Source organism: Marcopretia estuarina LEGE 06307 (genome assembly GCF_056633115.1).
In genome coordinates this window covers 237,494-260,541 of sequence record NZ_JBSJOY010000003.1, presented here as the reverse complement: position 1 = coordinate 260,541, position 23,048 = coordinate 237,494, and the positions used below count along the sequence as shown (strand labels likewise).

Sequence of the window (23,048 nt, the reverse complement as noted above, 5' to 3'; positions counted from 1 at the left end):
GAAAAGGTGCGACGTCAAAAAGTTCCCGTTGCCAGCTGTGCGCCTCCTTCAGCTCAGTGACCCCCATCTGCTGGCCGATCCGCACGGCTGGCTTCATGGCTTTCAGCCGAACGCGTCGCTGGCCAGTGCGCTGGAGCAGGCCCTTGCGCCGGGCGAAGCTCCCTTCGATCTGCTGCTGATCAGCGGCGACCTCTGCCAGGACGAGTCGTGGGGTGGCTATGTGCGGTTGGGGCAGCTGCTGAGCGCCCGAGGCTGGCCGGTGGCGCTGCTGCCCGGCAACCACGACCACCCGGCCCTGTTGCGGGCAGCGTTGGGCCGGCAGGCCGTGATCGCACCGGCCGCCGTCGATCTGGGCGAATGGCGGCTGCTGCTGATCGACACCCACCTGGCTGGCCGCGTCGATGGTGGGCTCGGCCCGGATCAGCTGCGCTGGCTGCAAGCGCAACTGCAAGCGGCCGACCGCCCCCTGCTGGTGGCCCTGCACCATCCGCCGGTGCCCATCGGCCACGGCGTCATGGATGGGATCGCCCTGCGGCACCCTGCTGCCCTGCTTGAGCTGCTGGCGGCCTGCCCCTGGCTCAGGGCGGTCACCTTCGGGCACATCCATCAGCACTGGCGGGGGGTGCTGCCCGGCCGGCCCGACGTGCAGCTGCTGGGGTGTCCTTCCACCCACCGCCAGTTCGAGGCGGTGCAGGCCTGCCCGCTGGGCCGTGCCTGCGATCCCGGCGGGCGCGTCTGGAAGCTGGCCCCGGACGGCCGCTGGCAGCAGCAACTGCGGCGCTGGCCTGCTGCTGCTGCAACCGCCGCTGCTACCGCCACCCCCACCGCCACTGCCTCCCCCGGCTCGGCGCCAGCGGGTGAAGCGTCACCCCCCTAGCGTCAGTGGCCTCACGTCTCGGGCCCGTGTCCTCCGACTCCAGCGTGCTCCGTACCCTGTGGCTGCGCCTGTTGGCCTTGCCGCTGGCCTTGCTGCTGATCACGGCGGGCCCGGGATCCGCCCTGGCCGTCGCCCCCCCCTCACCGGCGGCGCCAGCGGCCACCGTCCCGGTCCCAGCTACGTCCAACACGGCTGCAGCCAGCACAGCCGGAGCCGATACGGCCGCGCCTCCCAGTGCCCCGCCCCCAGCGGCCGCGACGGTTCCACCTCACAGCTTCGTGTCGCAGGCCGCCCGGCGGGTGGGGGAATCGGTGGTGCGGATCGACACCGAGCGCAGTGTGGCGCGCCAGGCCTTCGACCCCGCCTTGCTCGATCCATTGCTGCGTGATCTCTTCGGTGACCCCTCCAGCAGCACCCGGGAGCGGGGTCAGGGCTCCGGCGTGGTGATCGACGCCTCCGGGTTGGTGCTCACCAACGCCCATGTGGTGGATAGGGCCGATCTGGTGGAGGTCACCCTCGCTGACGGCCGCCAGCTGGATGGCCGGGTGGTGGGCGCCGATCCGGTCACCGACCTGGCGGTGGTGCGCATCGACGCCTCGCCCGATCTGGTTGCCGCTCCCCTTGGTGATTCCGAGGCCCTGGAAGTGGGTGACTGGGCCATCGCCCTGGGCAGCCCCTACGGACTGGAGCGCACGGTCACACTCGGCATCGTCAGCAGCCTGCACCGCAACATCACCAGCCTTGGCTTCGCCGACAAGCGGCTTGATCTGATCCAGACCGACGCCGCCATCAATCCCGGCAATTCCGGGGGGCCACTGATCAATGCCAGCGGAGAGGTGATCGGCATCAATACCTTGGTGCGCTCCGGTCCCGGTGCGGGTCTGGGCTTCGCGATCCCGATCAACCTGGCCCGGCGGGTGTCCGACCAGCTGCGCACCGGTGGCCAGGTGGTGCATCCCTACCTGGGCCTCCAGCTGGTGCCGCTCACTGCACGCCGCGCCCGTGACAACAACCGTGATCCCGATGCGATTCTCCAGCTGCCGGAGCGCGATGGCGCGCTGGTGCAGCGCGTGCTGCCCGACAGCCCGGCCGAAACCGCCGGCCTGCGCCGCGGCGACCTGGTGGTGGCGGCGGCCGATCGGCCGGTGCGGGATCCAGCCAGCCTGCTGGAGCAGGTGGAGGCTTCCAAGGTCGGTGAAAGCCTGCCGCTGAAAGTGGTGCGAGGTGCCCGCGAACTGCAGCTCTCGATCCGTCCCGGCGCCCTGCCCCACCCCGCCTGAGCCTGCCCGCGCCCTTGCTACGGTCACGGCCTTTGGCGCGCCTTCGATGTCAGATCTGCAGGACCGCATGAAGCAGGCGGTGGCTGCTGCGGCCGTTGACCAGATCCGGGATGGCATGGTGCTGGGTCTGGGCTCAGGCTCCACGGCCGCCTTGATGATCAAGGAGCTGGGCGCCAAGCTCAGCCGTGGCGAACTCACCAACATCGTGGGCGTGACCACGTCGTTTCAAGGCGAAGTGCTGGCTGCGGAGCTCGGCATCCCGCTGCAGAGCCTCAACGCGGTGGAGCGGATCGACCTGGCGATCGACGGTGCCGATGAAGTCGACCCCAACTTCCAGCTGATCAAGGGCGGCGGTGCCTGCCACGTGCAGGAAAAGCTGGTGGCGCGCCGTGCCCAGCGCTTCGTTGTGGTGGTGGATTCCACCAAGCTCGTGGAACGACTCAATCTGGGTTTTCTTCTGCCGGTGGAGGTGCTGCCCGCCGCCTGGCGTCAGGTGAAGTCGGAGCTGGAGGTGATCGGCGCGGAGGTGGAGCTGCGCATGGCCGTGCGCAAGGCCGGCCCGGTGGTGACCGACCAGGGCAATCTCGTGCTCGACCTGAAGTTCCCCGGCGGGATCGGCGACCCGGTTTCGCTGGAGCAGGAGATCAACAACATCCCCGGCGTGCTGGAAAACGGTCTGTTCGTCAACCTGGCCGACCAGGTGCTGGTGGGTCAGATCACCGACGGCGTGCCCGAGGTGAAAGACCTGCCGAAGCGCTGACCGGCGTCAGCGGTTGTGGCGGCGTGACAAGAGCGGTTGCGGCGGGCTTCAGTTCAGCCGCAGCCGCACCGATTCCGCATGGCTGTGCAGGCCTTCACTGTCCGCCAGGGCGATCACGGCGGGGCCGGTGGCCTCCAGGGCCTGGCGGTTGAACTGGATCAGGCTGGTGTGGCGCAGAAAGGTTTCCACGCTGAGGGCGCCGGCGAAGCGGGCCGTGCCTGAAGTGGGCAGGGTGTGGTTGGGGCCGGCCAGATAGTCGCCCACCGCCTCAGGGCTCCAGGGGCCGAGGAAGATCGCTCCGGCATGACGGATGTGGTCGGCCAGTGGGGCTGGCCGCTCCACCAGCAGCTCAAGGTGTTCCGGGGCGAAGCGGTCGCTGAGCCGAGCCGCCTCTTCCAGCGATGCGCAGATGCCGATCAGCCCCCAGTCGCGCAGGGCGGTGGCCGCCAGTTCCGCCCGGGGGTGGTTGCGCAGCTGGGCCTCCACCTCATGCTGCACGGCCTTGGCCACGGCGGCACTGGTGGTGAGCAGGATTGCCGCCGCCATCGGGTCGTGCTCCGCCTGCGCCAGCAGATCGGCCGCCACATGGGTGGGATTGGCGCTCTGGTCGGCGATCACCAGGACCTCGCTCGGGCCGGCGAGGGAATCGATCGCCACCCGGCCGTACACCGCCTTCTTGGCCAGGGTCACGTAAAGGTTGCCCGGGCCGGTGATCACATCCACGCGCGGGATCGAATCCGTGCCGTAGGCGAGCGCCCCGATCGCCTGGGCCCCTCCGACGCGGTAGATCTCACGGATGCCGGCCAGGTGGGCCGCTGCCAGCACGATCGGGTTGGGCCAGCCGTCGGGACCCGGTGGGGTCACCATCACCAGGCGCTGAACGCCCGCCACAGTGGCGGGGACCGCATTCATCAGCACGGTGCTGGGGTAAGAGGCCCGGCCGCCAGGCACATACAGCCCGGCCCGATCCACCGGGCTCCAGCGCCGGCCCAGGCGCTCGCCATGCACGCCGCTGACGCTGATGTCGCGGGGCAGCTGGCGCTGGTGGAAATCGAGGATGCGGCGATGGGCCAGCTCCAGGGCACTGCGCAGGTCTGCGGGGCAGGTGCGCCAGGCTTCGGCGAGCGTTTCCGCCGGAATGCGCAGGGGGTCGGGCCGCACACCATCGAAGCGTTCGGTGAGATCCAGCAGCGCTTGATCCCCTTCCAGGCGCACCCGCTCGAGGATCGCGTCCACCTGCCGTGCGGCCTCGCTCATCTCGGCGCTGCCGGTGCGCTGGGCGATCTCCTCCAGCCGGCTGCCGATCGCCTCCGGTTCCTGGAGCACCTGCATCGCCAGAGCTGCTGGTGCGTTGGTCACCGGGGGCCTCGTGCGTGTCGGTTCAAGCTAGATCCCCGCCCCTGGGCAGGTCGGCAGGGTTGAAGGTAGGATCAGCGACTGCCGATTCAGCGCCGAACCCGCCTGTGGCCAATAACAAATCCTCGAAGAAGCGCATCCTGGTTGCCGAGCGCAACTGGCTCAAGAACCGCTCCTATAAGTCGGCTGTGCGCACGCTCATGAAGCGCTGCCTCACCGCCGTCTCCAGCTACGAGCAGCAGCCTGGCGATGAGGCCAAGGAAGCGGTTCGCAGCTCCATGAATGCGGCCTTCAGCAAGATCGACAAGGCCGTCAAGCGCGGCGTTCTTCACCGCAACACCGGCGCCAACCAGAAGTCCCGGCTCAGCCACGCCGTGAAACAGGCGATCGAACCGGCAACCGCCCCCAAGGCCTGATCGCCCGCCGGGGTTTCTCTCCTTTGTTCATCAACGCAGCTCACTGCTTGAGCTTGCAGGCACTGCAGCCCCGGCAGATGTCCTACAGGTGCCACCCCCTCCAAGATGCCCTCCCCTGCAGGGCTCCTTGCAGTTCAGGGCACTACCTCGTCTCCACCTCTCTGTCCGGTCTACGCCGCTGCCCTTCCACGCCGCCGTCATGACAGGCCAGTCCGCGCCAGCGCTCACCACGCCAGCACTGATCGACAGCCACTGCCATCTGGTGTTTCGCAACTTCGAGCACGATCTCGAGGAAGTGATTCAGCGTTGGCGCCAGGCCGGGGTGGTCTCCCTGCTGCACGCCTGCGTCGAACCTGCCGAGATTCCGGCGATTCGCGCCCTCGCCGATCGCATCCCTGAGCTGCGCTACTCCGTGGGGGTTCATCCGCTCGACACCGAGCATTGGCAGGACGACACCCCCGCGGTGCTGCGCGCTGCCGCTCAGGCCGATGGGCGGGTGGTGGCGATCGGGGAGCTGGGCCTTGACAGCTTCCGCGCCACCAATCTTCAGGTGCAGCTTGACATCCTGCGTCCGCAGCTGGACCTGGCCGTGGAGCTTGATCTCCCGGTGATCATCCACTGCCGCGATGCGGCCGAACCCATGCTGGCCGAGCTGCGAGCCCGGCAGAGCGAAGGACGCTGCCCCCGCGGGGTGATGCACTGCTGGGGCGGAACCCCTGAAGAAATGGAAGGGTTTCTGGAGCTGGGGCTGCTGATCAGCTTCAGCGGCACCGTCACCTTCGCCAAAGCCGAAGCCACCCACGCCTGTGCCCGCCAGGTGCCGGCCGACCGCTATCTGGTGGAAACCGATTGCCCGTTCCTCGCACCGGTCCCCCGTCGGGGCAAGCGCAATGAACCCTCCTTTGTGGCCTCCGTGGCCGAGAGGATGGCTGTGTTGCGCGGGGAAACCCTCACAGAAGTGGCGGCTTGCAGCACCGCCAATGCGGTAGGTCTTTTTCGACTTCCTGTGACATCCATTCCTCAATGTGTATGATGTTTTATTGGTCTGGCAGCGCGAGCGCTCCATTGTCGACGTCAGCAGTCTTGAACAGAGCTCCATAGGCCGGATTCAGGCGGGCCGCCCCTTCCGGCTCCACCCGCCTGATCCGCCCGCTTCCAGCGCGCAGGCGGCTCATTCCCCCTTGCCTTGAGCCCCAGGGCATTTCAAGCCGCTGACGCCCCCGTTCCAGGTCACTCCTCCCCCTCCGTACTGCAGGTCCCCGCATGAGCAGCGCGATCCAGGTCGCCAAGACCGCCACTTACCTACCCGATCTCGTGGAGGTACAGAGGGCGAGCTTCAAATGGTTCCTGGAGAAAGGCCTGATCGAGGAGCTCGACAGCTTCTCCCCGATCACCGACTACACGGGAAAGCTTGAGCTGCATTTCGTCGGCGATCAATACCGGCTGAAGCGCCCCCGCCATGACGTGGAAGACGCCAAGCGTCGTGACGCCACGTTCGCCTCGCAGATGTATGTCACCTGCCGGTTGGTCAACAAGGAAACCGGTGAGATCAAGGAACAGGAGGTCTTTATCGGTGAGCTGCCGCTGATGACCGAGCGCGGCACCTTCATCATCAACGGCGCTGAGCGCGTGATCGTCAACCAGATCGTGCGCAGCCCCGGCGTCTACTTCAAGGAAGAGCCCGACCCCAAGACCGGCCGCAAGACCTACAACGCCAGTGTCATCCCCAACCGCGGTGCCTGGCTGAAGTTTGAAACCGATAAGAACGAGCTCATGCACGTCCGGGTCGACAAGACCCGCAAGATCAACGCTCACGTGCTGATGCGGGCCATGGGCCTCTCAGACGTCGACGTGCTCGACAAACTGCGGCACCCCGACTATTACCGCAAGACGATCGAAACAGCCACCAACGTCGAGCTGATCACCTCCCAGGATCAGGCTCTGCTGGAGCTCTACAAGAAGCTGCGTCCAGGCGAGCCCCCGTCGGTAAGCGGTGGCCAGCAGTTGCTGGATTCCCGCTTCTTCGATGCCAAGCGCTACGACCTCGGCCGGGTCGGCCGTTACAAGATCAACAAGAAGCTCCGGCTCACGGTTCCCGACGAAACCCGGGTGCTCACCAAGGAGGAGTTGCTCTCCACCCTTGACTACCTGATCGGCCTGCAGCTGGGACAGCCCGGCTACGAAGTCGACGACATCGATCACCTCGGCAATCGCCGTGTCCGCTCGGTGGGCGAGCTGCTCCAGAACCAGGTGCGCGTCGGCCTCAACCGGCTGGAGCGGATCATCAAGGAGCGCATGACCGTCGGTGAGACCGAGTCGCTCACCCCGGCTCAGCTGGTGAACCCCAAGCCCCTGGTGGCGGCGATCAAGGAGTTCTTCGGCTCCAGTCAGCTCAGCCAGTTCATGGACCAGACCAATCCTCTGGCCGAGCTCACCCACAAACGCCGCATCAGCGCCCTCGGCCCTGGGGGCCTCACGCGGGAGCGCGCCGGCTTTGCCGTGCGTGACATTCACCCCTCCCACTACGGCCGCATCTGCCCGATCGAAACTCCGGAAGGGCCGAACGCCGGTCTGATCGGCTCGCTCGCCACCCACGCGCGGGTCAACGAATACGGCTTCATCGAAACTCCCTTCTGGCGCGTTGAGGATGGCATCGTCCTGAAGCAGGGCAACCCGATCTATCTCTCCGCCGACCTCGAAGACGAGTGTCGCGTTGCTCCTGGCGACGTGGCCACCGACGCCGAGGGACGCATTCAGGCCGAACTGGTTCCGGTCCGCTACCGCCAGGATTTCGAAACCGTTCCACCCACCCAGGTGGACTACGTCCAGCTGTCGCCGGTGCAGGTGATTTCGGTGGCCACCTCCTTGATCCCCTTCCTGGAGCACGACGACGCCAACCGTGCCCTGATGGGCTCGAACATGCAGCGTCAGGCGGTCCCCCTGCTCCGGCCCGAGCGGCCGCTGGTGGGCACTGGTCTTGAAACCCAGGTCGCGCGCGACTCCGGCATGGTGCCGATCACCCGTGTCAACGGTGTGGTCACCTTCGTGGATGCCACGGCGATCGTGATCCGCGATGTCGACGGTGTCGACCATCCCCACCTGCTGCAGAAGTACCAGCGCTCCAACCAGGACACCTGCTTGAACCAGCGCCCGATCGTCAAGCAGGGCGATGCGGTGATCGCCGGCCAGGTGCTGGCGAATGGATCTGCCTGCGAGGGCGGTGAGATTGCCCTGGGCCAGAACGTGCTGATCGCCTACATGCCCTGGGAGGGCTACAACTACGAAGACGCCATCCTGGTGAGCGAACGGCTCGTGCAGGACGACCTCTACACCTCGGTGCACATCGAGAAGTACGAGATCGAAGCCCGCCAGACCAAGCTCGGACCCGAGGAGATCACGCGGGAAATCCCCAATGTGGCGGAAGAGAGCCTCGGTAATCTCGATGAAATGGGCATCATCCGTATCGGCGCTTATGTCGAATCGGGTGACATCCTCGTCGGCAAGGTCACACCCAAAGGGGAATCCGATCAGCCGCCGGAAGAGAAGCTGCTGCGTGCGATCTTCGGTGAGAAGGCTCGCGATGTTCGCGACAACTCTCTGCGGGTGCCCAACACCGAACGGGGCCGCGTTGTGGACGTGCGCATCTACACCCGCGAGCAGGGCGATGAACTGCCGCCGGGCGCGAACATGGTGGTGCGCGTCTATGTGGCCCAGCGCCGCAAGATTCAGGTGGGCGACAAGATGGCCGGTCGCCACGGCAACAAGGGCATCATCAGCCGCATTCTTCCCCGCGAAGACATGCCCTACCTGCCCGATGGTTCCCCCATCGACATCGTGCTGAACCCGCTGGGTGTGCCCTCCCGGATGAACGTCGGCCAGGTGTTCGAGTGCCTGATGGGCTGGGCTTCCTCCCACCTGGGCTGCCGTGTGAAGGTGGTGCCCTTCGATGAGATGCACGGGGATGAAACCTCCAAGAACACCGTGCAGAAGTACCTCGAAGAAGCTGCCAATCAACCCGGCAAAGACTGGGTCTATGACCCCGAGAACCCCGGCAAGATCCAGCTGATCGACGGTCGCACCGGCGAGAAGTTCGACCAACCGGTCACCGTGGGCTATGCCCACATCCTCAAGCTGGTGCACCTTGTCGACGACAAGATCCACGCCCGCTCCACCGGCCCTTACTCGCTCGTCACCCAGCAGCCTCTCGGCGGCAAAGCCCAACAGGGCGGCCAGCGGCTTGGGGAAATGGAGGTCTGGGCCCTGGAGGCCTACGGCGCTGCTTACACGCTGCAGGAGCTGCTCACCGTCAAGTCCGACGACATGCAGGGCCGCAACGAGGCGCTCAACGCCATCGTCAAGGGCAAGCCCATCCCTCGCCCCGGCACACCTGAGTCGTTCAAGGTGCTGATGCGCGAGCTCCAGTCCCTGGGTCTGGACATCGCGGTGTACACCGACGAAGGCGTCGAGGTTGACCTCATGCAGGACGTCAATCCTCGCCGCAGCACCCCCAACCGGCCCACCTACGAGTCGCTCGGCGTCGCGGATTTCGACGACGACTGAAGATCCACGCTTGATCCGTTCCGTACTCCTTGACGTCCGCGCGACACCCCGGCCATGACCAACAGCAACCTCCGCACCGAAAACCACTTCGATTACGTCAAGATCACGCTCGCTTCCCCCGAGCGGATCATGCAGTGGGGGCAACGCACCCTGCCGAACGGTCAGGTGGTCGGTGAAGTCACCAAGCCTGAGACGATCAACTACCGCACGCTCAAGCCCGAGATGGACGGGCTGTTCTGCGAAAAGATCTTCGGCCCTTCCAAGGATTGGGAGTGCCATTGCGGCAAGTACAAGCGGGTGCGCCACCGCGGCATCGTCTGTGAGCGCTGCGGGGTGGAGGTCACCGAGAGCCGGGTGCGTCGTCACCGCATGGGCTTCATCAAGCTGGCGGCTCCGGTGTCGCACGTTTGGTATCTGAAGGGGATCCCCAGCTACGTGGCGATCCTGCTGGACATGCCCCTGCGGGATGTGGAGCAGATCGTTTATTTCAACTGCTACGTGGTGCTCGAAAAGGGCGACCACAAGGACCTCACCTACAAGCAACTGCTCACGGAAGATGAGTGGCTGGAGATCGAGGATCAGATCTACGCCGAGGACTCGGAGATCGAGAACGAGCCCATCGTGGGCATCGGTGCGGAAGCTCTCAAGCAGCTGCTTGTCGATCTCAACCTCACCGAGATCGCTGAACAGCTCCGCGAAGACATCGCCGGCAGCAAGGGTCAGAAGCGGGCCAAGCTGATCAAGCGCCTGCGGGTGATCGACAACTTCATCGCCACCAATGCCCGGCCGGAGTGGATGGTGCTTGATGCCATCCCCGTGATTCCGCCGGATCTGCGCCCGATGGTGCAGCTCGACGGTGGCCGTTTCGCCACCTCCGACCTCAACGATCTCTACCGCCGGGTCATCAACCGCAACAACCGCCTGGCGCGGCTGCAGGAGATCCTGGCTCCCGAGATCATCGTCCGCAACGAAAAGCGGATGCTGCAGGAGGCTGTCGATGCCCTGATCGATAACGGCCGCAGGGGCCGCACCGTGGTGGGCGCCAACAACAGGCCGCTCAAGTCCCTCAGCGACATCATTGAGGGCAAACAGGGGCGCTTCCGCCAGAACCTGCTGGGCAAACGGGTCGACTATTCCGGCCGGTCCGTGATCGTGGTGGGCCCCAAGCTGAAGATGCATCAGTGCGGTCTGCCCAAGGAGATGGCGATCGAGCTGTTCCAGCCGTTCGTGATCCACCGGCTGATCCGTCAGAACATCGTCAATAACATCAAGGCGGCCAAGAAGCTGATTCAGCGCGCCGACGACGAAGTGATGCAGGTGCTTCAGGAGGTGATTGAAGGTCACCCGATCCTGCTGAACCGGGCCCCCACGCTGCACCGTCTCGGCATTCAGGCGTTCGAGCCCAAGCTGGTGGATGGTCGCGCCATCCAGCTGCACCCGCTGGTGTGCCCTGCGTTCAACGCCGACTTCGACGGTGACCAGATGGCCGTGCACGTGCCACTGGCGATCGAAGCTCAGACGGAGGCTCGCATGTTGATGCTGGCCAGCAACAACATTCTTTCGCCGGCCACCGGCGAGCCGATCATCACCCCCTCCCAGGACATGGTGCTGGGCATCTACTACCTCACGGCTCTCGATCGCAATGAGGCGAAGCCGGCCTTCGGTGACAGGAGCCGTACCTTCGCTGGCCTGGCAGATGTGCTCAATGCCTTCGATGAGAAGCACCTCGCCCTGCACAACTGGGTGTGGGTTCGCTTCTCCGGTGAGATCGACGACGAGGACGAAAGTGATGTTCCCCTCAAGCAGGAAACGCTCAGCGATGGCACCCGCATCGAGCAATGGAAATACCGCCGCGACCGCTTCGATGAAGACGGTGCTCTCATCAGCCGCTACCTGCTCACCACTGTCGGCCGCGTCGTGATGAACGTCACCATCATCGATGCGGTGGCCGCCGTCTGAAGGCTCAGTTCCGCCCGAGTTGTTTCTGCCCTCCTCCACCCGCCTTCCTCCGCGCCCCCCCATGACCAGCACACCTTCCACCTCCACGTCCGATCAGGGTCGCCGCAACGCTCCCCTGACCAAAGAAGCCCCCCGCTTCATCAACAAGGAGATCAACAAGAAGGCGTTGCGCAACCTGGTGGCGTGGGCCTATAAGCACCACGGCACAGCGGCCACCGCCTCGATGGCGGATGAGCTGAAGGACCTTGGCTTCCACTACGCCACCCAGGCGGCCGTTTCAATCTCGGTGGAAGATCTGCGGATTCCGGTGCAGAAGGTGCGCCTCCTCGAGGAAGCCGAGCAGCAGATCACCGATACCGAAGAGCGCTATCGGCTCGGCGAAATCACTGAGGTGGAGCGCCATACCAAGGTGATCGACACCTGGACTGAAACCAACGAGCGTCTGGTCGAGGAAGTCAAGAAGAACTTCAACGACAACGACCCGCTCAACTCCGTCTGGATGATGGCCAACTCCGGCGCCCGGGGCAACATGTCCCAGGTGCGGCAGTTGGTGGGCATGCGCGGCCTGATGGCCAACCCTCAGGGGGAGATCATCGACCTGCCGATCCGCACCAACTTCCGCGAAGGGCTCACGGTCACCGAGTACGTGATCTCGTCCTACGGCGCCCGCAAGGGTCTGGTGGACACGGCTCTGCGTACCGCCGACTCCGGCTACCTCACCCGCCGTCTGGTGGACGTGGCCCAGGACGTGATCGTGCGGGAAGACGACTGCGGCACTACCCGTGGCATCCCCATTCAGGCCGATGAAAAAGGCCGTTTCCAGGCCAAGCTGGTCGGCCGCCTGGCTGCGGAGCCTGTGGTGGCTTCCTCCGGCGAGGTGCTGGTCGAGCGTGATGGCGAAATCGATAAGCCGATCACGGCGCTGATCGAAGCCGCCGGTGTGCGCACCGTGCTGGTGCGCTCTCCGCTCACCTGTGAGGCCGCCCGTTCGGTTTGCCGCAAGTGCTACGGCTGGGCTCTGGCCCACAACCAGCTGGTGGACCTGGGTGAAGCCGTCGGCATCATCGCTGCTCAGTCGATCGGTGAGCCCGGCACCCAGCTCACCATGCGCACCTTCCACACCGGTGGTGTGTCCACGGCCGAAACCGGCGTGGTGCGCTCGCTGCTGGAAGGGGTGGCGGAATTCGGCCCCAAGGCCCGGGTGCGTCAGCACCGCACGCCCCATGGCGTGGAGGCTCAGATCGCCGAAACCGATTTCACCCTTTCGGTGATTCCGAGCGCCAAGGGCAAGGTGCAGAAGGTGGATGTCACTGGCGGCTCCATCCTGTTCGTCTCCAACGGCCAATCGATCCCGGCCGACACGGTCCTGGCCCAGATCTCGGCCGGCACGTCCGTCAAGAAGAGCGTGGAGAAGGGAACCAAAGACGTGATCTGTGACCTGGCCGGGCAGGTGCGCTATGAGGATGTGATCCAACCTCGGGAAGTCACCGACCGCCAGGGCAACATCACCCTCAAGGCTCAGCGCCTGGGCCGGATGTGGGTGCTGGCCGGCGATGTGTACAACCTTCCTCCCAATGCCCAGCCCGTGGTGGCCGGCAACAAGCCCGTCACCACCGGCGATGTGCTCGCCGAGAGCCGGCTCGTCAGTGAGCACGGTGGCGCTGTGCGCCTGCGGGAATCGGCGGGCGATTCGCGTGAAGTGCAGATCGTCACCGCCAGCCTCACCCTCAAGGATTGCAAGCTGGTGCATGAATCCACCCATTCGGGGGAAACCTGGCACCTGGAAGGCAAAGACAATTCCCGCTACGTGGTGCGCACCCACCCTGGCAGCAAGATCGGCACCGGCGAAGTGATTGCCGAGCTGGCCGATGACCGCTTCCGCACCCAGACGGGCGGCATGGTGAAGTACGCCCCCGGCCTCTCGATCAAAAAGGCCCGGTCGGCCAAGAACGGCTACGAGGTGTCCAAAGGCGGCACCCTGCTGTGGATTCCCACCGAAACCCATGAGATCAACAAGGACATCTCCCTGTTGATGATTGAGGACGGCCAGTGGATTGAAGCCGGCACTGAAGTCGTCAAGGACATCTTCAGCCAGATCGCTGGCATCGTCACCGTCACCCAGAAGAACGACATCCTTCGCGAGATCATCGTTCGCTCCGGCACTCTCCACCTCGTCTCGGACAGCAAGGTGCTGGGCCGCTACGCCGATGAAGGCAAGCTGCACAATCCTGGGGAGGAAATCGCTCCGGGCCTTGTCACCGAGGCGATGGTGTATGTCGAGGCAGTGGATACTCCCGAAGGAGGGGCGCTGCTGCTGCGTCCAGTTGAGGAATACACCATTCCCGATCAGGCCCACCTGCCTGAACTGGGCACGATCAAGCAGAACGGCGGACCGTCGCTCGGTCTCAAAGCCACCCAGCGTCTCACCTACAAAGACGGTGATGTGATCAAGTCGGTGGAGGGCGTGGAACTGCTGCGCACCCAGCTGATTCTTGAAACCTTCGACACCACCCCCCAGATGACGGTGGATGTGGAAGTGGTGCCCGACAAACGTGCCAAGACGATCGAACGCCTGCAGCTGGTGATTCTCGAAACCCTGCTCGTGCGCCGCGACACCCTCTCCGACGCCAGCCACGGCTCCACCCACACCAAGCTCCAGGTGGAGGACGGCATGGCCGTCAAGAGCGGCGACGTGGTCGCCACCACCCAGATCCTCTGCAAGGAGAACGGCCTGGTTCAGCTGCCTGACCCGGTGGATGGGGAGCCCGTCCGCCGTCTGATCGTCGAGCGTGCTCACGACACCAAAGACGTCGACTGCGGCTCGGCCGCCATCGCTGTCACGGTCGGTCAGCGCCTCGTCGATGGTGAGCTCCTCGCCGAAGGCATCCGCGCCGACTGCTGCGGTCAGGTGGAGGCGATCAGCGGCAGCACGATCACGATCCGTCTCGGCCGCCCCTACATGGTGTCCCCCGATTCGGTCCTGCACGTCCGCGACGGTGAACTGGTGCAGCGCGGTGATGCTCTGGCGCTGCTGGTGTTTGAGCGCCAGAAAACGGGTGACATCGTTCAGGGTCTGCCCCGCATCGAAGAACTGCTCGAAGCCCGCCGTCCACGTGAATCAGCGGTGCTCTCGCGCAGGTCGGGCACGGTGCAGATCAAGCAGGGAGAAGACGACGACACTGTGACGGTGACGGTGATCGAATCCGACGATGCCCAGACCGACTATCAGCTCTCCCATGGCCGCAATGCCATGGTCAACGACGCGCAGCAGGTGAGTGCCGGTGAGATGCTCACCGACGGCCCGATCAACCCACACGAACTGCTCGAGTGCTACTTCGAGGATCTGCGTTCCCGCAAGCCTTCGATGGAAGCGGCTCAGGAAGCCATCTCCAAGCTTCAGTTCCGCATGGTGCAGGAAGTGCAGAACGTGTACAAATCCCAGGGCGTCACCATCGACGACAAGCACATCGAAGTCATCGTCCGTCAGATGACCAGCAAGGTGCGCATCGAAGATGCCGGTGACACCACCCTGCTGCCGGGCGAACTGATCGAACTGCGCCAGGTGGAGCAGGTGAACCAGGCGATGGCGATCACCGGTGGCGCTCCCGCGGAGTTCACACCAGTGCTGCTGGGTATCACCAAGGCGTCGCTCAACACCGACAGCTTCATCTCTGCCGCCAGCTTCCAGGAAACCACCAGGGTGCTGACCGAAGCAGCGATCGAAGGCAAGAGCGACTGGCTGCGCGGGCTCAAGGAGAACGTCATCATTGGTCGGCTCATCCCCGCCGGTACTGGTTTCGGTGGTTTCGAGGAAGAGCTGCGCAGCGAAGCCGGCCCCCATCCCGACATCCTTGATGAGGAGTCCGGCGGTTACCGCCGCGTGGCCAACCTGCGTCCCGATTACACCGTGGAGATGCCGGCAGCCACGGCTGTCGCCGCCCCCGCGGTGCTCGATGACCCCTCCGAGGACGAGCTCGATGCGGTGCGCAGCAAGCGGGGCATCGAAGCCACGGCCAGCACCTTTGCCGCCTTCGCCCGGCCCAGTGTCGAGGAAGGTCTGGAAGAGGAGCTGATTCCTGATCCGGCCGCCGTGGAAGGATTGCTGGAAGAAGGTCTCCTGAGCGACGACTGATCCATGGTTCTCCAACCCCCGATCGTCCCGCAGCGCCGCCTGCCGCGCTTCGGCTTCCACCACCACACCGAGCTGTTGAACGGCCGCCTCGCCATGCTTGGCTTCATCGTTCTGCTGGCCGTGGAGTGGAAGCTGGGTCATGGCCTGCTGGTGTGGCCCTGACGGCTCCTCCCACAGTTCCCTTGCTGGGCCTCAAGCTTGAGGCCCTGGAAGCCTGGGCGGTGGCCCAGGGCCAGCCCGCCTTCCGCGGCCGCCAACTCCACGAGTGGATCTACGCGAAGGGCGCCCGGCGCTTTGCCGATGTCACCGTGCTGCCGAAGCTCTGGCGTGAGCGGCTCGGCGGCAATCCCGACGTCGAGCAGGCCGATCCGATCGGCCGTTCGCGCGAATTGATTCGCAGCGTGGCCAGCGACGGCACCACCAAACTGTTGTTGGCCACCGCCGATGGGCTGAGCCTCGAAACCGTCGGCATCCCCAGCCGGGACCGGCTCACGGTCTGCGTCTCCAGCCAGGTGGGCTGCCCGATGGCCTGCCGCTTCTGCGCCACAGGCAAGGCTGGCCTTGATCGCTCCTTGGCGGTGCATGAAATCGTTGATCAGGTGCTCACGGTGCGCGAGGTGATGGGGGAGCGCCCCAGCCATGTGGTGTTCATGGGCATGGGTGAGCCGCTGCTCAACATCGAGGCCGTGCTCGGCGCGATCGACTGCCTGTGCACTGATCTCGGCATGGCCCAGCGCCAGATCACCCTGAGCACCGTTGGGGTCGCCCAGACCTTGCCGCAGCTGGCCGAGCGGGCCCTCGAACGGCTCGGCCGCGCCCAGTTCACCCTGGCGGTAAGCCTGCATGCACCTGATCAGTCGCTGCGGGAGCAGCTGATCCCCACGGCCCGCGCCTACCCACTCGAACGGCTGTTGGACGATTGCCGCCGCTACGTGGCTCTGACCGGTCGGCGTGTGAGCTTCGAGTACATCCTCCTGGGCGGGCTCAACGACCACCCGCGTCAGGCGGTGGCCCTGGCCCAGCTGCTGCGCGGTTTCCAGAGCCACGTGAATCTGATCCCTTACAACCCGATTGAGGAAGAGGAGTTCCAACGCCCCAGCCTGGAGCGGGTCGAGGCCTTCCGGCGTGCCCTCCAGGACCGCCATGTGGCCGTGAGCGTCAGGGCCAGTCGGGGGTTGGATCAGGACGCCGCCTGCGGGCAACTGCGGCGACGGTTGGCACCGACCGGCTGAGGCCTTTCCCCTGAGGCCACTCCGCTGTGGCGCGCGGATGAGACAGGCGCGCCGCCGTTGTACGGCATGCCAGCGCGTCTTTTGCAGACGGCCTCACCCAGGCACTCTGAAGCCGCTGGATCAGGGCCGCTCTCACCCCCAGCAAACAACGACCGTGGGTCACCCGTCAGGTGGCATCGCGGGAGGGATCGAACGCCCCGCGGGCTTCCGCTTCGCTCCAGGGCGTGAGCTGAAGCATCAGCAGGAAGGCCGGCAGCGCTGCCGCCACGGTGAACAGGAAGAACGGTCCCCATCCCGCCCGCTCGGCCACGAGCCCGGCGGGTGCCGCCAGCACCGAGCGGCTCATGGCGTAGACGCCGGAGAACAGGGCGTACTGGGTGGCGGAGAAGCGCGGGTTGCAGAGGCTCATCAGCAGGGCCACGAACACCGCGCCCACCATCCCGCCGGAGAGATTCTCCAGGCTCACCACCGTGATCAGCCCTGCCAGCCCGCCGCCGAACTGGGCGAGTGCCCAGTAGCTGAGATTGCCGAGCGCCCCGGCGACGGCGAACAGCCACAGGGAGCGGTTCATGCCCAGCCGGCTGAACAGCACGCCCCCCAGCACCGTGCCCGCCATCGTGGCGGCCACCGCCCAGCCGCCTTGCACCAGGCCGATGTCGGCGGGGCTGAAGCCCTGGCTGGTCAGGAACGGGATCGCCATGGCGCTCAGCAGGCCATCCGGCCAGCGGTAGAGCAGCACCAGCAGCAGCAGTTGCCAGGAGCGGTTCGGGCCGCTGCGCCGCAGGAATTCCCGGGCTGGGCCCAGCACCGCCTGGCGCAGGCTGGTGACCGGATGGTCGATGGCGGGCAGCCGCGGTGCCGTCAGGGTGAACGGCAGCATGGCGGCGATCAGCACCGCCGAGCCGAGAAAGGCCGCCGGCCAGCCGAAGCGCCCGGCCAGCAGGAATCCCCCTGCCCCCACTGCCAGCATCGCCGCCCGGTAGCCCAGCGAGGCGGCGGCCGCACCGGGCCCCCGCTCCAGTTCCGACAGCAGGTCGGTCCGGTAAGCATCCACGGCGATGTCCTGGGTGGCGCTGCAGATCGCCAGCACCAGCGCCATCACGCCGATGGCGGCGAGGCTGGTGGCGTCGGTGCTCGGCCGCAGCAGTGCCATCGCGGCGGTGACCACCACCAGCACCAGCTGCAGCAGCACCAACCAGCCCCGGCGCCGGTCGGGCCAGGGGATCGGCCAGCGATCCAGCAGCGGCGCCCAGAACAGCTTCAAGGTGTAGGGCAATTCGGCCAGGGGAATCAGGCCGATCAACCCCAGCGGAACCTGGCTGGCGCTCAGCCAGCCCTGCAGCAGGCGGCTGCCCACCATGTATGGAGCACCGCTGGCCACACCGGCGGCCGCCACGGCCACAAGCCGGCGCCAGGACGGAACGGTTGGGGCAGGGCTGGAAACAGGCGGCAAGGGTCCCGTTCACGACTGGGCGAACCCTATGCCTTCAGAATGCCAACACCACCAGGACTTTCAGTGTCGTTCTTTCGCTCCACCCTGCTGCCGGCCGGAATCGTGCTGCTCTTCGGCCTGGCCCTGTTCGCCGTGAGTGCGAGGATCTGGCTTCCCGGCGACATGGCAGCGCCTGCGCCGATTGGATGAGGAGGGGCAGTCTGGTGCCCATGGAAGACGAAGCCAGCAGCGAATCCGTGCCGCCGTTCTCAAGGAGCCCGGCGGAACTGGCGTTCGATCCGGAGCTGCTGGCCGGTGAGCTGGCTCAGGAACTGGCTCTCGATCCGCTTGATGCCATCGACACGCTCGAGCCTGGCCAGGGCGACATCGCCGCTGAGTGCGATCTGGGCCTGGAGCTGCTGGCCGGCAGCCACGACCAGTGCATGCAGGGGCTGCGCATCTTCTGCGAACACCGCGATCCCCGCGCCGTGCCACGGCTGCTGCCGTTGCTGGCTTCCACCTGCCCGATCCTGCGGATGAGCACGGTGTACGCCCTCGGGCGCAACCCCGATCCGCGGGCGGTGGAGCCCTTGCTGGCCCTCCTTCAGGACGATGCCAACGGTTACGTGCGCAAGGCGGTGGCCTGGAGCCTGGGCAATTACCCGGAAGCGCCGGTGCTCAACCCCTTGATCCGGGCGCTTCAGCTCGACATCGCCGCCGTGCGTCTGTGGGCAGCCGGGTCGCTGGCTGACGCCGGCAGCACGGGAGCGGCCAAGGCGGATCAGGCGGCTGCCCAGCTGCTGCTGAGTCTGCGGATCGACAGCGAGCCGGTGGTGCGCAGCAACAGCGCCTGGTCACTCGGCCGCCTGTACGACCATCTCGTCCCCCCACGCCAGTCGGAGCTGGTGGGTGTGCTTGTGGACGTGTTGCTGAACGACAACGACGCCACCGTGCGCGACGAGGCCCGCGTGGCCTTGGAGCAACTGGAGGATCCCTCCGTGCTGGAACGGTTGCAGACACTGGTCGATGAGGGCCTGCTGAACTGAAGCGCCGCACGGTTTGATCGATCCGGCTAGCATCCGGCCACGCTTTCTGCCGCAGGATGGCTCAGCACACCATCCGATTTCGCATCCGGCCCGACGGCACCGTCGAGGAGCTGGTCCAGGGATTTCGTGGTGAGGGCTGCCAGCAGCTGACCGAGCGGATCGAATCCAGCCTCGGCAGCGTTCAGCAACGCAGCAGCACGGCGGAAGCCTTCCAGAGCCAGATCCAGACCTCCTCGGCGGCTTTGCCGGTCGAGCAGCGTTCCGCCTGAACCCTTCACCGTTCGCCCCCTGTTTCGATGTCGCACTTCAGCACCGTCAAGACCGAGCTCCGCGACCGTGAGGCCCTTCTCGGCGCCCTGCGTGATCTCGGCCATGAGCCCGATCCGAGCGAGCGTCCGGTGCGCGGCTATCGCGGCCAGACCGTCCTCGCCGACCTTTGCGTGGCGCAAAGCGGTGGCGGCGACATCGGCTTCCGCTGGAATGCCACCAGCAACAGCTACGAGCTGGTGACCGACCTCGATCTGTGGAAGCAGCCCGTGCCTGTGGAGCGCTTCCTGGCCCAGGTCACCCAGCGCTACGCACTCCGTTCCATTCTTGCCGCTTCGGCAGCGGAAGGCTTCCAGGTCACGGAGCAGACCCAGGCCGTCGACGGCAGCATCGAGTTGGTCGTGTCCCGCTGGGACGCCTGAGTCCGTGCCGCCTGACCGGCCCGAGTCCGCCACGGCAGCCACCGGCTCTGCTGCAGTCCCGGGCGCTGCTGCAGCTGCTGATCCTTCGCTGGCTTTCACGGCCGCGGCCACGGCACGCCCTGTGCCCACCGGGCGTGAACCGCTGCTGGGCGGGCGTCTGCGTCAGCGGGCCGTCTGGGTCGACGAGGCCGTTTGCATCGGCTGCCGTTACTGTGCCCACGTGGCCGGCAACACCTTTCTGGTGGAGCCCCTGTGGGGACGCTCACGTGCGATCCGTCAGGACGGTGATAGCACCGAGACGATTCAAGAAGCGATCGATACCTGCCCGGTCGACTGCATTCACTGGGTGGCCTACGAGGAGATCCCGGCGCTGGAGGAGCAACTGCGCCAGCAGGAGCTTCACCCTCTGGGCCTGCCCTGCGCGGCACGGGTCAAGCGCACCCTGCCGCGGCCCTGAATCTCCCCACCCGTCCCGCAGCAGCACCGGTGATGCCGCCCATCCCCACGCGCCGTTTCGGCCGCACCGGTCTGCCCATGCCGGTGCTTTCCCTCGGCGGCATGCGCTACCAGCAGAGCTGGAGCGACCTTCCCGGCGACCAGATCACCCCGGCCAGCCAGGCGAATGTGGCGGCCACCCTGAAGCGGGCCCGCGCCCATGGCCTGCATCACATCGAAACGGCGCGCCACTACGGCACCTCTGAACGGCAGCTGGGCTGGCTGCTGGGGCCCACGCCGGATCCGCAGCGCATCCTCCAGACCAAGGTGCCGCCGCACGAGGATCCCGCCGCCTTCGAGGCCGAGCTGGAACTCAGCTGTGCGCGGCTCCAGGTGGAGCGGCTCGATCTGCTGGCCATCCATGGCGTCAACCTGCCGGAGCACCTGCAGCAGACCCTGCGCCCGGGCGGCTGCCTGGAGGTGGTGCGCCGCTGGCAGCGCGACGGCAGGCTCGGCTCTGTCGGCTTCTCCACCCATGCTCCGCTGCCGCTGATCCTGGAGGCGATCGAAAGTGATGCCTTCGATTACATCAACCTGCACTGGTATTTCATCCGCCAGCAGAACAGCGCGGCGATCGAGGCCGCCCGCCGCCAAGACATGGGCGTGTTCCTGATCAGCCCCACCGACAAGGGGGGGCACCTGCACAGCCCCTCGGAGCGGCTGTGTGAGCTGTGCGCGCCACTGCATCCGATCGTGTTCAACGATCTTTTCTGCCTCGCCAACGCCGACGTGCACACACTCAGCGTCGGAGCGGCCTGCCCCCAGGACCTCGACCTGCACCTGGAGGCTGTGCAGCGGCTCCCCGAGGCTGATCAGCTGCTGCCGCCGGTGCTGGAGCGGCTGGAACAAGCGCGGCTCGACGCGCTCGGCGCTGCCTGGCTGGCCAGCTGGCAGGAGGGGCTGCCCGACTGGAGCGACACCCCCGGTGGCATCAACGTGCCGGTGCTGCTCTGGCTGTACAACCTGCTGGAAGCCTGGGACCTCGAGAGCTTCGGCCGCGCTCGCTACGGCCTGCTGGGGCAGGGGGGGCACTGGTTCCCCGGTGCCAATGCCGATGCCCTCGATGCCGAGGTGAGCGAGGCGGCGTTGTTGGCGGCTCTCAGGGCCAGCCCCTGGGCCGCCCAGATCCCCGAGCTGCTGCGCCGACTGCGCCGTCGGCTCGGAGGTACCCCGCACCAGCGGCTGATGGCCGGGGAGGCGGCCGCCTAGCCCAGCGGCAGCTTGGCGGGCACGCCCACGGGACGGGGGTAGAGCCTGGGGCACGGTCCAGTGGAAGCCACCACCACGGCATGGCGCACACCACGGCCTGACGGCAGCTCCTGCCGCTCCACCCGCCGCAGCTCCGCCCTCAGGGGCAGCACGGCCCGCTCCATGGCCTGCTGGTCTTCGGAGCCCCACTGGCCCCGGTAGAGCAGCGCCTGGCCCCCGGGCCTGAGCAGCGGCACCAGATATTCGGCCACCACCGGCGCCGCGGCTACGGCGCGGGCCAGGGCCCAGTCGAAGCGGCCGCGGCAATCACGGCTGTGGCCCGTGAGCTCCGCCCGCTCGCACCGCACCACCACCCGCTCCCCCAGATCCAGCGCGGCGGCCATCGCCTGCACGGCCGCCGCCTTGCGGCCCACCGAATCCACCAGGGTGAGCCGCGCCTGGGGCAGGGCGATCGCCAGCACCAGGCCGGGGAAGCCGCCGCCGGTGCCCACGTCCACCAGCTGCAGCGGCGCCGCCGGGCTACATAGCAGGGAGCGCCAGGGCCAGAGGCTGTCGAACACCTGGGCGATCCAGTAGTCGTCGCCCTCCACCAGCCGGGTGAGGTTGAGGCGGCCATTCCACTGGCGCAGCTCCTGCTGCAGCGCTTCGAGTGCGCCCAACTGCGCCGCGTCGGGTTGCCAGCCGAGTGCGGGCCAGATCGAGGTCAGGTCTCTGGCCTGTACCGGGGGGCTGAGGGGATCGAGCGGAGCGTTCATTCCCTAGGAGGTCACCATCCGCGCCGGCAGAACCGACTGAGATCTCTAGGATCTCGCAGACCCGGTGCGGGCTTGGTGGCTGCAGGCGAACGTCCAGGAGGGGGGCAGACCCACTACCAGTTGCTGCGTCTGTCGACCACGGCGACGGCTCAGGAGCTGCGCCTGGCGTTCCGCACCTTGAGCAAGCTGTACCACCCCGACACCACCACTCTGCCGGCTGCAGAAGCAGAGCAGCAGTTTCAGCGCCTGCAGGCGGCCTACACCACCCTCAGCGACCCCGACAGTCGCCACGCCTACGACCGGCAGCTGCGGCTGCTGCAGCTGCAGAAAGCCGCAGCGCTCCAGAAGGCCACGGCCGCCCCCGCCGCCCCCGGCCTGGGGGTTCCCGCTGGGCAGCGCGCCCTCTCCGCACGCCGGGCGCTTTCGGGCGGTGAGTGGTTCGCGCTGGTGCTGCTCGGTGCCGCCCTGGTGTGCAGCCTGGTGCTGGGGCTCGGTCTGGCCTGGTGGCGGGGAGTTGATCTGCTGGTGTTGCCCGTGTCCGTGCAGACTGCCCCTCCATCCGGCGATACCGCTGGGGATGAACGCCCTGCCTCCGCTTCAGACGCCCCTCTACAACCATCCGTTGCCGGCCCTGGAGCAATGGCTGCGGCAGCTGGGAGCGAGCCCCAGCCGCAGTGACCGCAGCTCCTGGGATCTTCATCAGCCGCACTGGAGTGCCTTGATCGAGTTCGCGGTCGAGGACATCCGCGTGACCTGGCACCAGGACGGGCGCAGCACGGTGCGGCTGTTTCCCTATGGCCTCACCCGCGCCGATGTGGAATCAGCGATCCTGGCCGGGCCCTGAGCCGCG

At 66.5% G+C, this 23,048-nt stretch carries 21 protein-coding genes; 18 read left to right on the top strand and 3 right to left on the bottom strand.

Going from position 1 to position 23,048, the window contains the following annotated elements; all coding sequences use genetic code 11:
• Positions 1 to 37: 37 nt before the first annotated feature.
• The 3 genes from ACWJI3_RS08870 to rpiA are packed head-to-tail and all read left to right on the top strand — an operon-like array spanning position 38 to position 2,917.
• A complete protein-coding gene (locus ACWJI3_RS08870; protein WP_480203476.1) occupies positions 38 to 877 on the top strand; it encodes a metallophosphoesterase in 840 nt (279 codons plus the stop codon).
• A gap of 26 nt (positions 878 to 903) precedes the next feature.
• On the top strand, positions 904 to 2,157 hold the full coding sequence (locus ACWJI3_RS08865; RefSeq protein WP_480203475.1) for a trypsin-like peptidase domain-containing protein: 1,254 nt from the start codon (positions 904 to 906) through the stop codon (positions 2,155 to 2,157).
• A gap of 46 nt (positions 2,158 to 2,203) precedes the next feature.
• The gene (rpiA, locus tag ACWJI3_RS08860) at positions 2,204 to 2,917 is read left to right on the top strand and encodes a ribose-5-phosphate isomerase RpiA (RefSeq protein ID WP_094510211.1); all 714 of its coding nucleotides are present in this window, start codon (positions 2,204 to 2,206) and stop codon (positions 2,915 to 2,917) included.
• 48 nt (positions 2,918 to 2,965) lie between these two features.
• Here rpiA and hisD read toward each other — a convergent pair whose 3' ends face one another.
• On the bottom strand, positions 2,966 to 4,249 hold the full coding sequence (gene hisD / locus ACWJI3_RS08855; protein WP_094510427.1) for a histidinol dehydrogenase: 1,284 nt from the start codon (positions 4,247 to 4,249) through the stop codon (positions 2,966 to 2,968).
• Positions 4,250 to 4,380: 131 nt separating this feature from the next.
• Between hisD and rpsT the strand changes: the two genes are divergently transcribed.
• From rpsT to rlmN, 7 genes are all read left to right on the top strand, one after another.
• Positions 4,381 to 4,689: a 30S ribosomal protein S20 gene (rpsT, locus tag ACWJI3_RS08850; RefSeq protein WP_094510212.1), complete on the top strand. Its 309-nt coding sequence runs from the start codon at positions 4,381 to 4,383 to the stop codon at positions 4,687 to 4,689.
• 199 nt (positions 4,690 to 4,888) lie between these two features.
• Positions 4,889 to 5,722 carry a TatD family hydrolase gene (locus tag ACWJI3_RS08845; protein ID WP_255099866.1) on the top strand — a complete coding sequence of 278 codons (834 nt, stop codon included), beginning with the start codon at positions 4,889 to 4,891 and terminating at the stop codon, positions 5,720 to 5,722.
• A gap of 230 nt (positions 5,723 to 5,952) precedes the next feature.
• Entirely contained in the window at positions 5,953 to 9,249 is a 3,297-nt protein-coding gene (gene rpoB, locus ACWJI3_RS08840) for a DNA-directed RNA polymerase subunit beta (protein ID WP_480203474.1), read from the top strand.
• 54 nt (positions 9,250 to 9,303) lie between these two features.
• Positions 9,304 to 11,208 (top strand): DNA-directed RNA polymerase subunit gamma, encoded by a 1,905-nt coding sequence (locus ACWJI3_RS08835; RefSeq protein ID WP_094510215.1) that lies wholly within the window; start codon positions 9,304 to 9,306, stop codon positions 11,206 to 11,208.
• Between the two features lie 61 nt (positions 11,209 to 11,269).
• Positions 11,270 to 15,340 (top strand): DNA-directed RNA polymerase subunit beta', encoded by a 4,071-nt coding sequence (locus ACWJI3_RS08830; RefSeq protein ID WP_480203473.1) that lies wholly within the window; start codon positions 11,270 to 11,272, stop codon positions 15,338 to 15,340.
• A 3-nt stretch (positions 15,341 to 15,343) separates the two neighbouring features.
• Entirely contained in the window at positions 15,344 to 15,502 is a 159-nt protein-coding gene (locus ACWJI3_RS08825) for a high light inducible protein (RefSeq protein ID WP_255099863.1), read from the top strand.
• Positions 15,493 to 16,572, top strand: a complete 1,080-nt coding sequence (gene rlmN / locus ACWJI3_RS08820; protein WP_369802961.1) for a dual-specificity RNA methyltransferase RlmN — start codon at positions 15,493 to 15,495, stop codon at positions 16,570 to 16,572. The genes ACWJI3_RS08825 and rlmN overlap by 10 nt, the downstream gene beginning before the upstream one ends.
• A 166-nt stretch (positions 16,573 to 16,738) precedes the next feature.
• On the opposite strand, the gene ACWJI3_RS08815 is transcribed toward rlmN, so the two are convergent.
• Positions 16,739 to 18,025: an AmpG family muropeptide MFS transporter gene (locus ACWJI3_RS08815; RefSeq protein ID WP_255099862.1), complete on the bottom strand. Its 1,287-nt coding sequence runs from the start codon at positions 18,023 to 18,025 to the stop codon at positions 16,739 to 16,741.
• A gap of 63 nt (positions 18,026 to 18,088) precedes the next feature.
• Here ACWJI3_RS08815 and ACWJI3_RS08810 point away from each other — a divergent pair, with 63 nt between their 5' ends.
• From ACWJI3_RS08810 to ACWJI3_RS08785, 6 genes are all read left to right on the top strand, one after another.
• Positions 18,089 to 18,214, top strand: coding sequence for a hypothetical protein (locus tag ACWJI3_RS08810; protein ID WP_255099860.1), 126 nt, complete (start codon positions 18,089 to 18,091; stop codon positions 18,212 to 18,214).
• 20 nt (positions 18,215 to 18,234) lie between these two features.
• Positions 18,235 to 19,050: a HEAT repeat domain-containing protein gene (locus ACWJI3_RS08805; RefSeq protein ID WP_480203472.1), complete on the top strand. Its 816-nt coding sequence runs from the start codon at positions 18,235 to 18,237 to the stop codon at positions 19,048 to 19,050.
• A 56-nt stretch (positions 19,051 to 19,106) separates the two neighbouring features.
• Positions 19,107 to 19,319, top strand: a complete 213-nt coding sequence (locus ACWJI3_RS08800) for a DUF2997 domain-containing protein (protein ID WP_094510219.1) — start codon at positions 19,107 to 19,109, stop codon at positions 19,317 to 19,319.
• Between the two features lie 27 nt (positions 19,320 to 19,346).
• Positions 19,347 to 19,739, top strand: coding sequence for a DUF1257 domain-containing protein (locus ACWJI3_RS08795; protein WP_094510220.1), 393 nt, complete (start codon positions 19,347 to 19,349; stop codon positions 19,737 to 19,739).
• 88 nt (positions 19,740 to 19,827) lie between these two features.
• Positions 19,828 to 20,196 carry a ferredoxin gene (locus ACWJI3_RS08790; protein WP_255140986.1) on the top strand — a complete coding sequence of 123 codons (369 nt, stop codon included), beginning with the start codon at positions 19,828 to 19,830 and terminating at the stop codon, positions 20,194 to 20,196.
• A 32-nt stretch (positions 20,197 to 20,228) separates the two neighbouring features.
• Positions 20,229 to 21,443 (top strand): aldo/keto reductase, encoded by a 1,215-nt coding sequence (locus tag ACWJI3_RS08785; protein WP_480203471.1) that lies wholly within the window; start codon positions 20,229 to 20,231, stop codon positions 21,441 to 21,443.
• Here the strand turns inward: ACWJI3_RS08785 and rsmG are convergent.
• A complete protein-coding gene (gene rsmG, locus ACWJI3_RS08780; RefSeq protein WP_480203470.1) occupies positions 21,440 to 22,198 on the bottom strand; it encodes a 16S rRNA (guanine(527)-N(7))-methyltransferase RsmG in 759 nt (252 codons plus the stop codon). The genes ACWJI3_RS08785 and rsmG overlap by 4 nt on opposite strands.
• Before the next feature lie 75 nt (positions 22,199 to 22,273).
• Here rsmG and ACWJI3_RS08775 point away from each other — a divergent pair, with 75 nt between their 5' ends.
• Both ACWJI3_RS08775 and ACWJI3_RS08770 read left to right on the top strand, forming a co-directional pair.
• Positions 22,274 to 22,876 (top strand): J domain-containing protein, encoded by a 603-nt coding sequence (locus tag ACWJI3_RS08775; protein ID WP_480203469.1) that lies wholly within the window; start codon positions 22,274 to 22,276, stop codon positions 22,874 to 22,876.
• Positions 22,776 to 23,042, top strand: a complete 267-nt coding sequence (locus ACWJI3_RS08770) for a DUF3143 domain-containing protein (RefSeq protein WP_094510223.1) — start codon at positions 22,776 to 22,778, stop codon at positions 23,040 to 23,042. The genes ACWJI3_RS08775 and ACWJI3_RS08770 overlap by 101 nt, the downstream gene beginning before the upstream one ends.
• Positions 23,043 to 23,048 lie beyond the last annotated feature (6 nt).

What these genes read in the sequence shown, in the direction of transcription:
- ACWJI3_RS08825 (WP_255099863.1), top strand. Translation starts at nt 15,344, where the DNA reads ATGGTTCTCCAACCCCCGATCGTCCCGCAGCGCCGCCTGCCGCGCTTC.
- ACWJI3_RS08805 (WP_480203472.1), top strand. Translation starts at nt 18,235, where the DNA reads ATGGAAGACGAAGCCAGCAGCGAATCCGTGCCGCCGTTCTCAAGGAGC.
- ACWJI3_RS08785 (WP_480203471.1), top strand. Translation starts at nt 20,229, where the DNA reads ATGCCGCCCATCCCCACGCGCCGTTTCGGCCGCACCGGTCTGCCCATG.
- ACWJI3_RS08835 (WP_094510215.1), top strand. Translation starts at nt 9,304, where the DNA reads ATGACCAACAGCAACCTCCGCACCGAAAACCACTTCGATTACGTCAAG.
- hisD (WP_094510427.1), bottom strand. Translation starts at nt 4,249, where the DNA reads ATGCAGGTGCTCCAGGAACCGGAGGCGATCGGCAGCCGGCTGGAGGAG.
- ACWJI3_RS08800 (WP_094510219.1), top strand. Translation starts at nt 19,107, where the DNA reads ATGGCTCAGCACACCATCCGATTTCGCATCCGGCCCGACGGCACCGTC.
- rsmG (WP_480203470.1), bottom strand. Translation starts at nt 22,198, where the DNA reads ATGAACGCTCCGCTCGATCCCCTCAGCCCCCCGGTACAGGCCAGAGAC.
- ACWJI3_RS08770 (WP_094510223.1), top strand. Translation starts at nt 22,776, where the DNA reads ATGAACGCCCTGCCTCCGCTTCAGACGCCCCTCTACAACCATCCGTTG.
- ACWJI3_RS08845 (WP_255099866.1), top strand. Translation starts at nt 4,889, where the DNA reads ATGACAGGCCAGTCCGCGCCAGCGCTCACCACGCCAGCACTGATCGAC.
- rpoB (WP_480203474.1), top strand. Translation starts at nt 5,953, where the DNA reads ATGAGCAGCGCGATCCAGGTCGCCAAGACCGCCACTTACCTACCCGAT.
- ACWJI3_RS08795 (WP_094510220.1), top strand. Translation starts at nt 19,347, where the DNA reads ATGTCGCACTTCAGCACCGTCAAGACCGAGCTCCGCGACCGTGAGGCC.
- rpiA (WP_094510211.1), top strand. Translation starts at nt 2,204, where the DNA reads ATGTCAGATCTGCAGGACCGCATGAAGCAGGCGGTGGCTGCTGCGGCC.
- ACWJI3_RS08830 (WP_480203473.1), top strand. Translation starts at nt 11,270, where the DNA reads ATGACCAGCACACCTTCCACCTCCACGTCCGATCAGGGTCGCCGCAAC.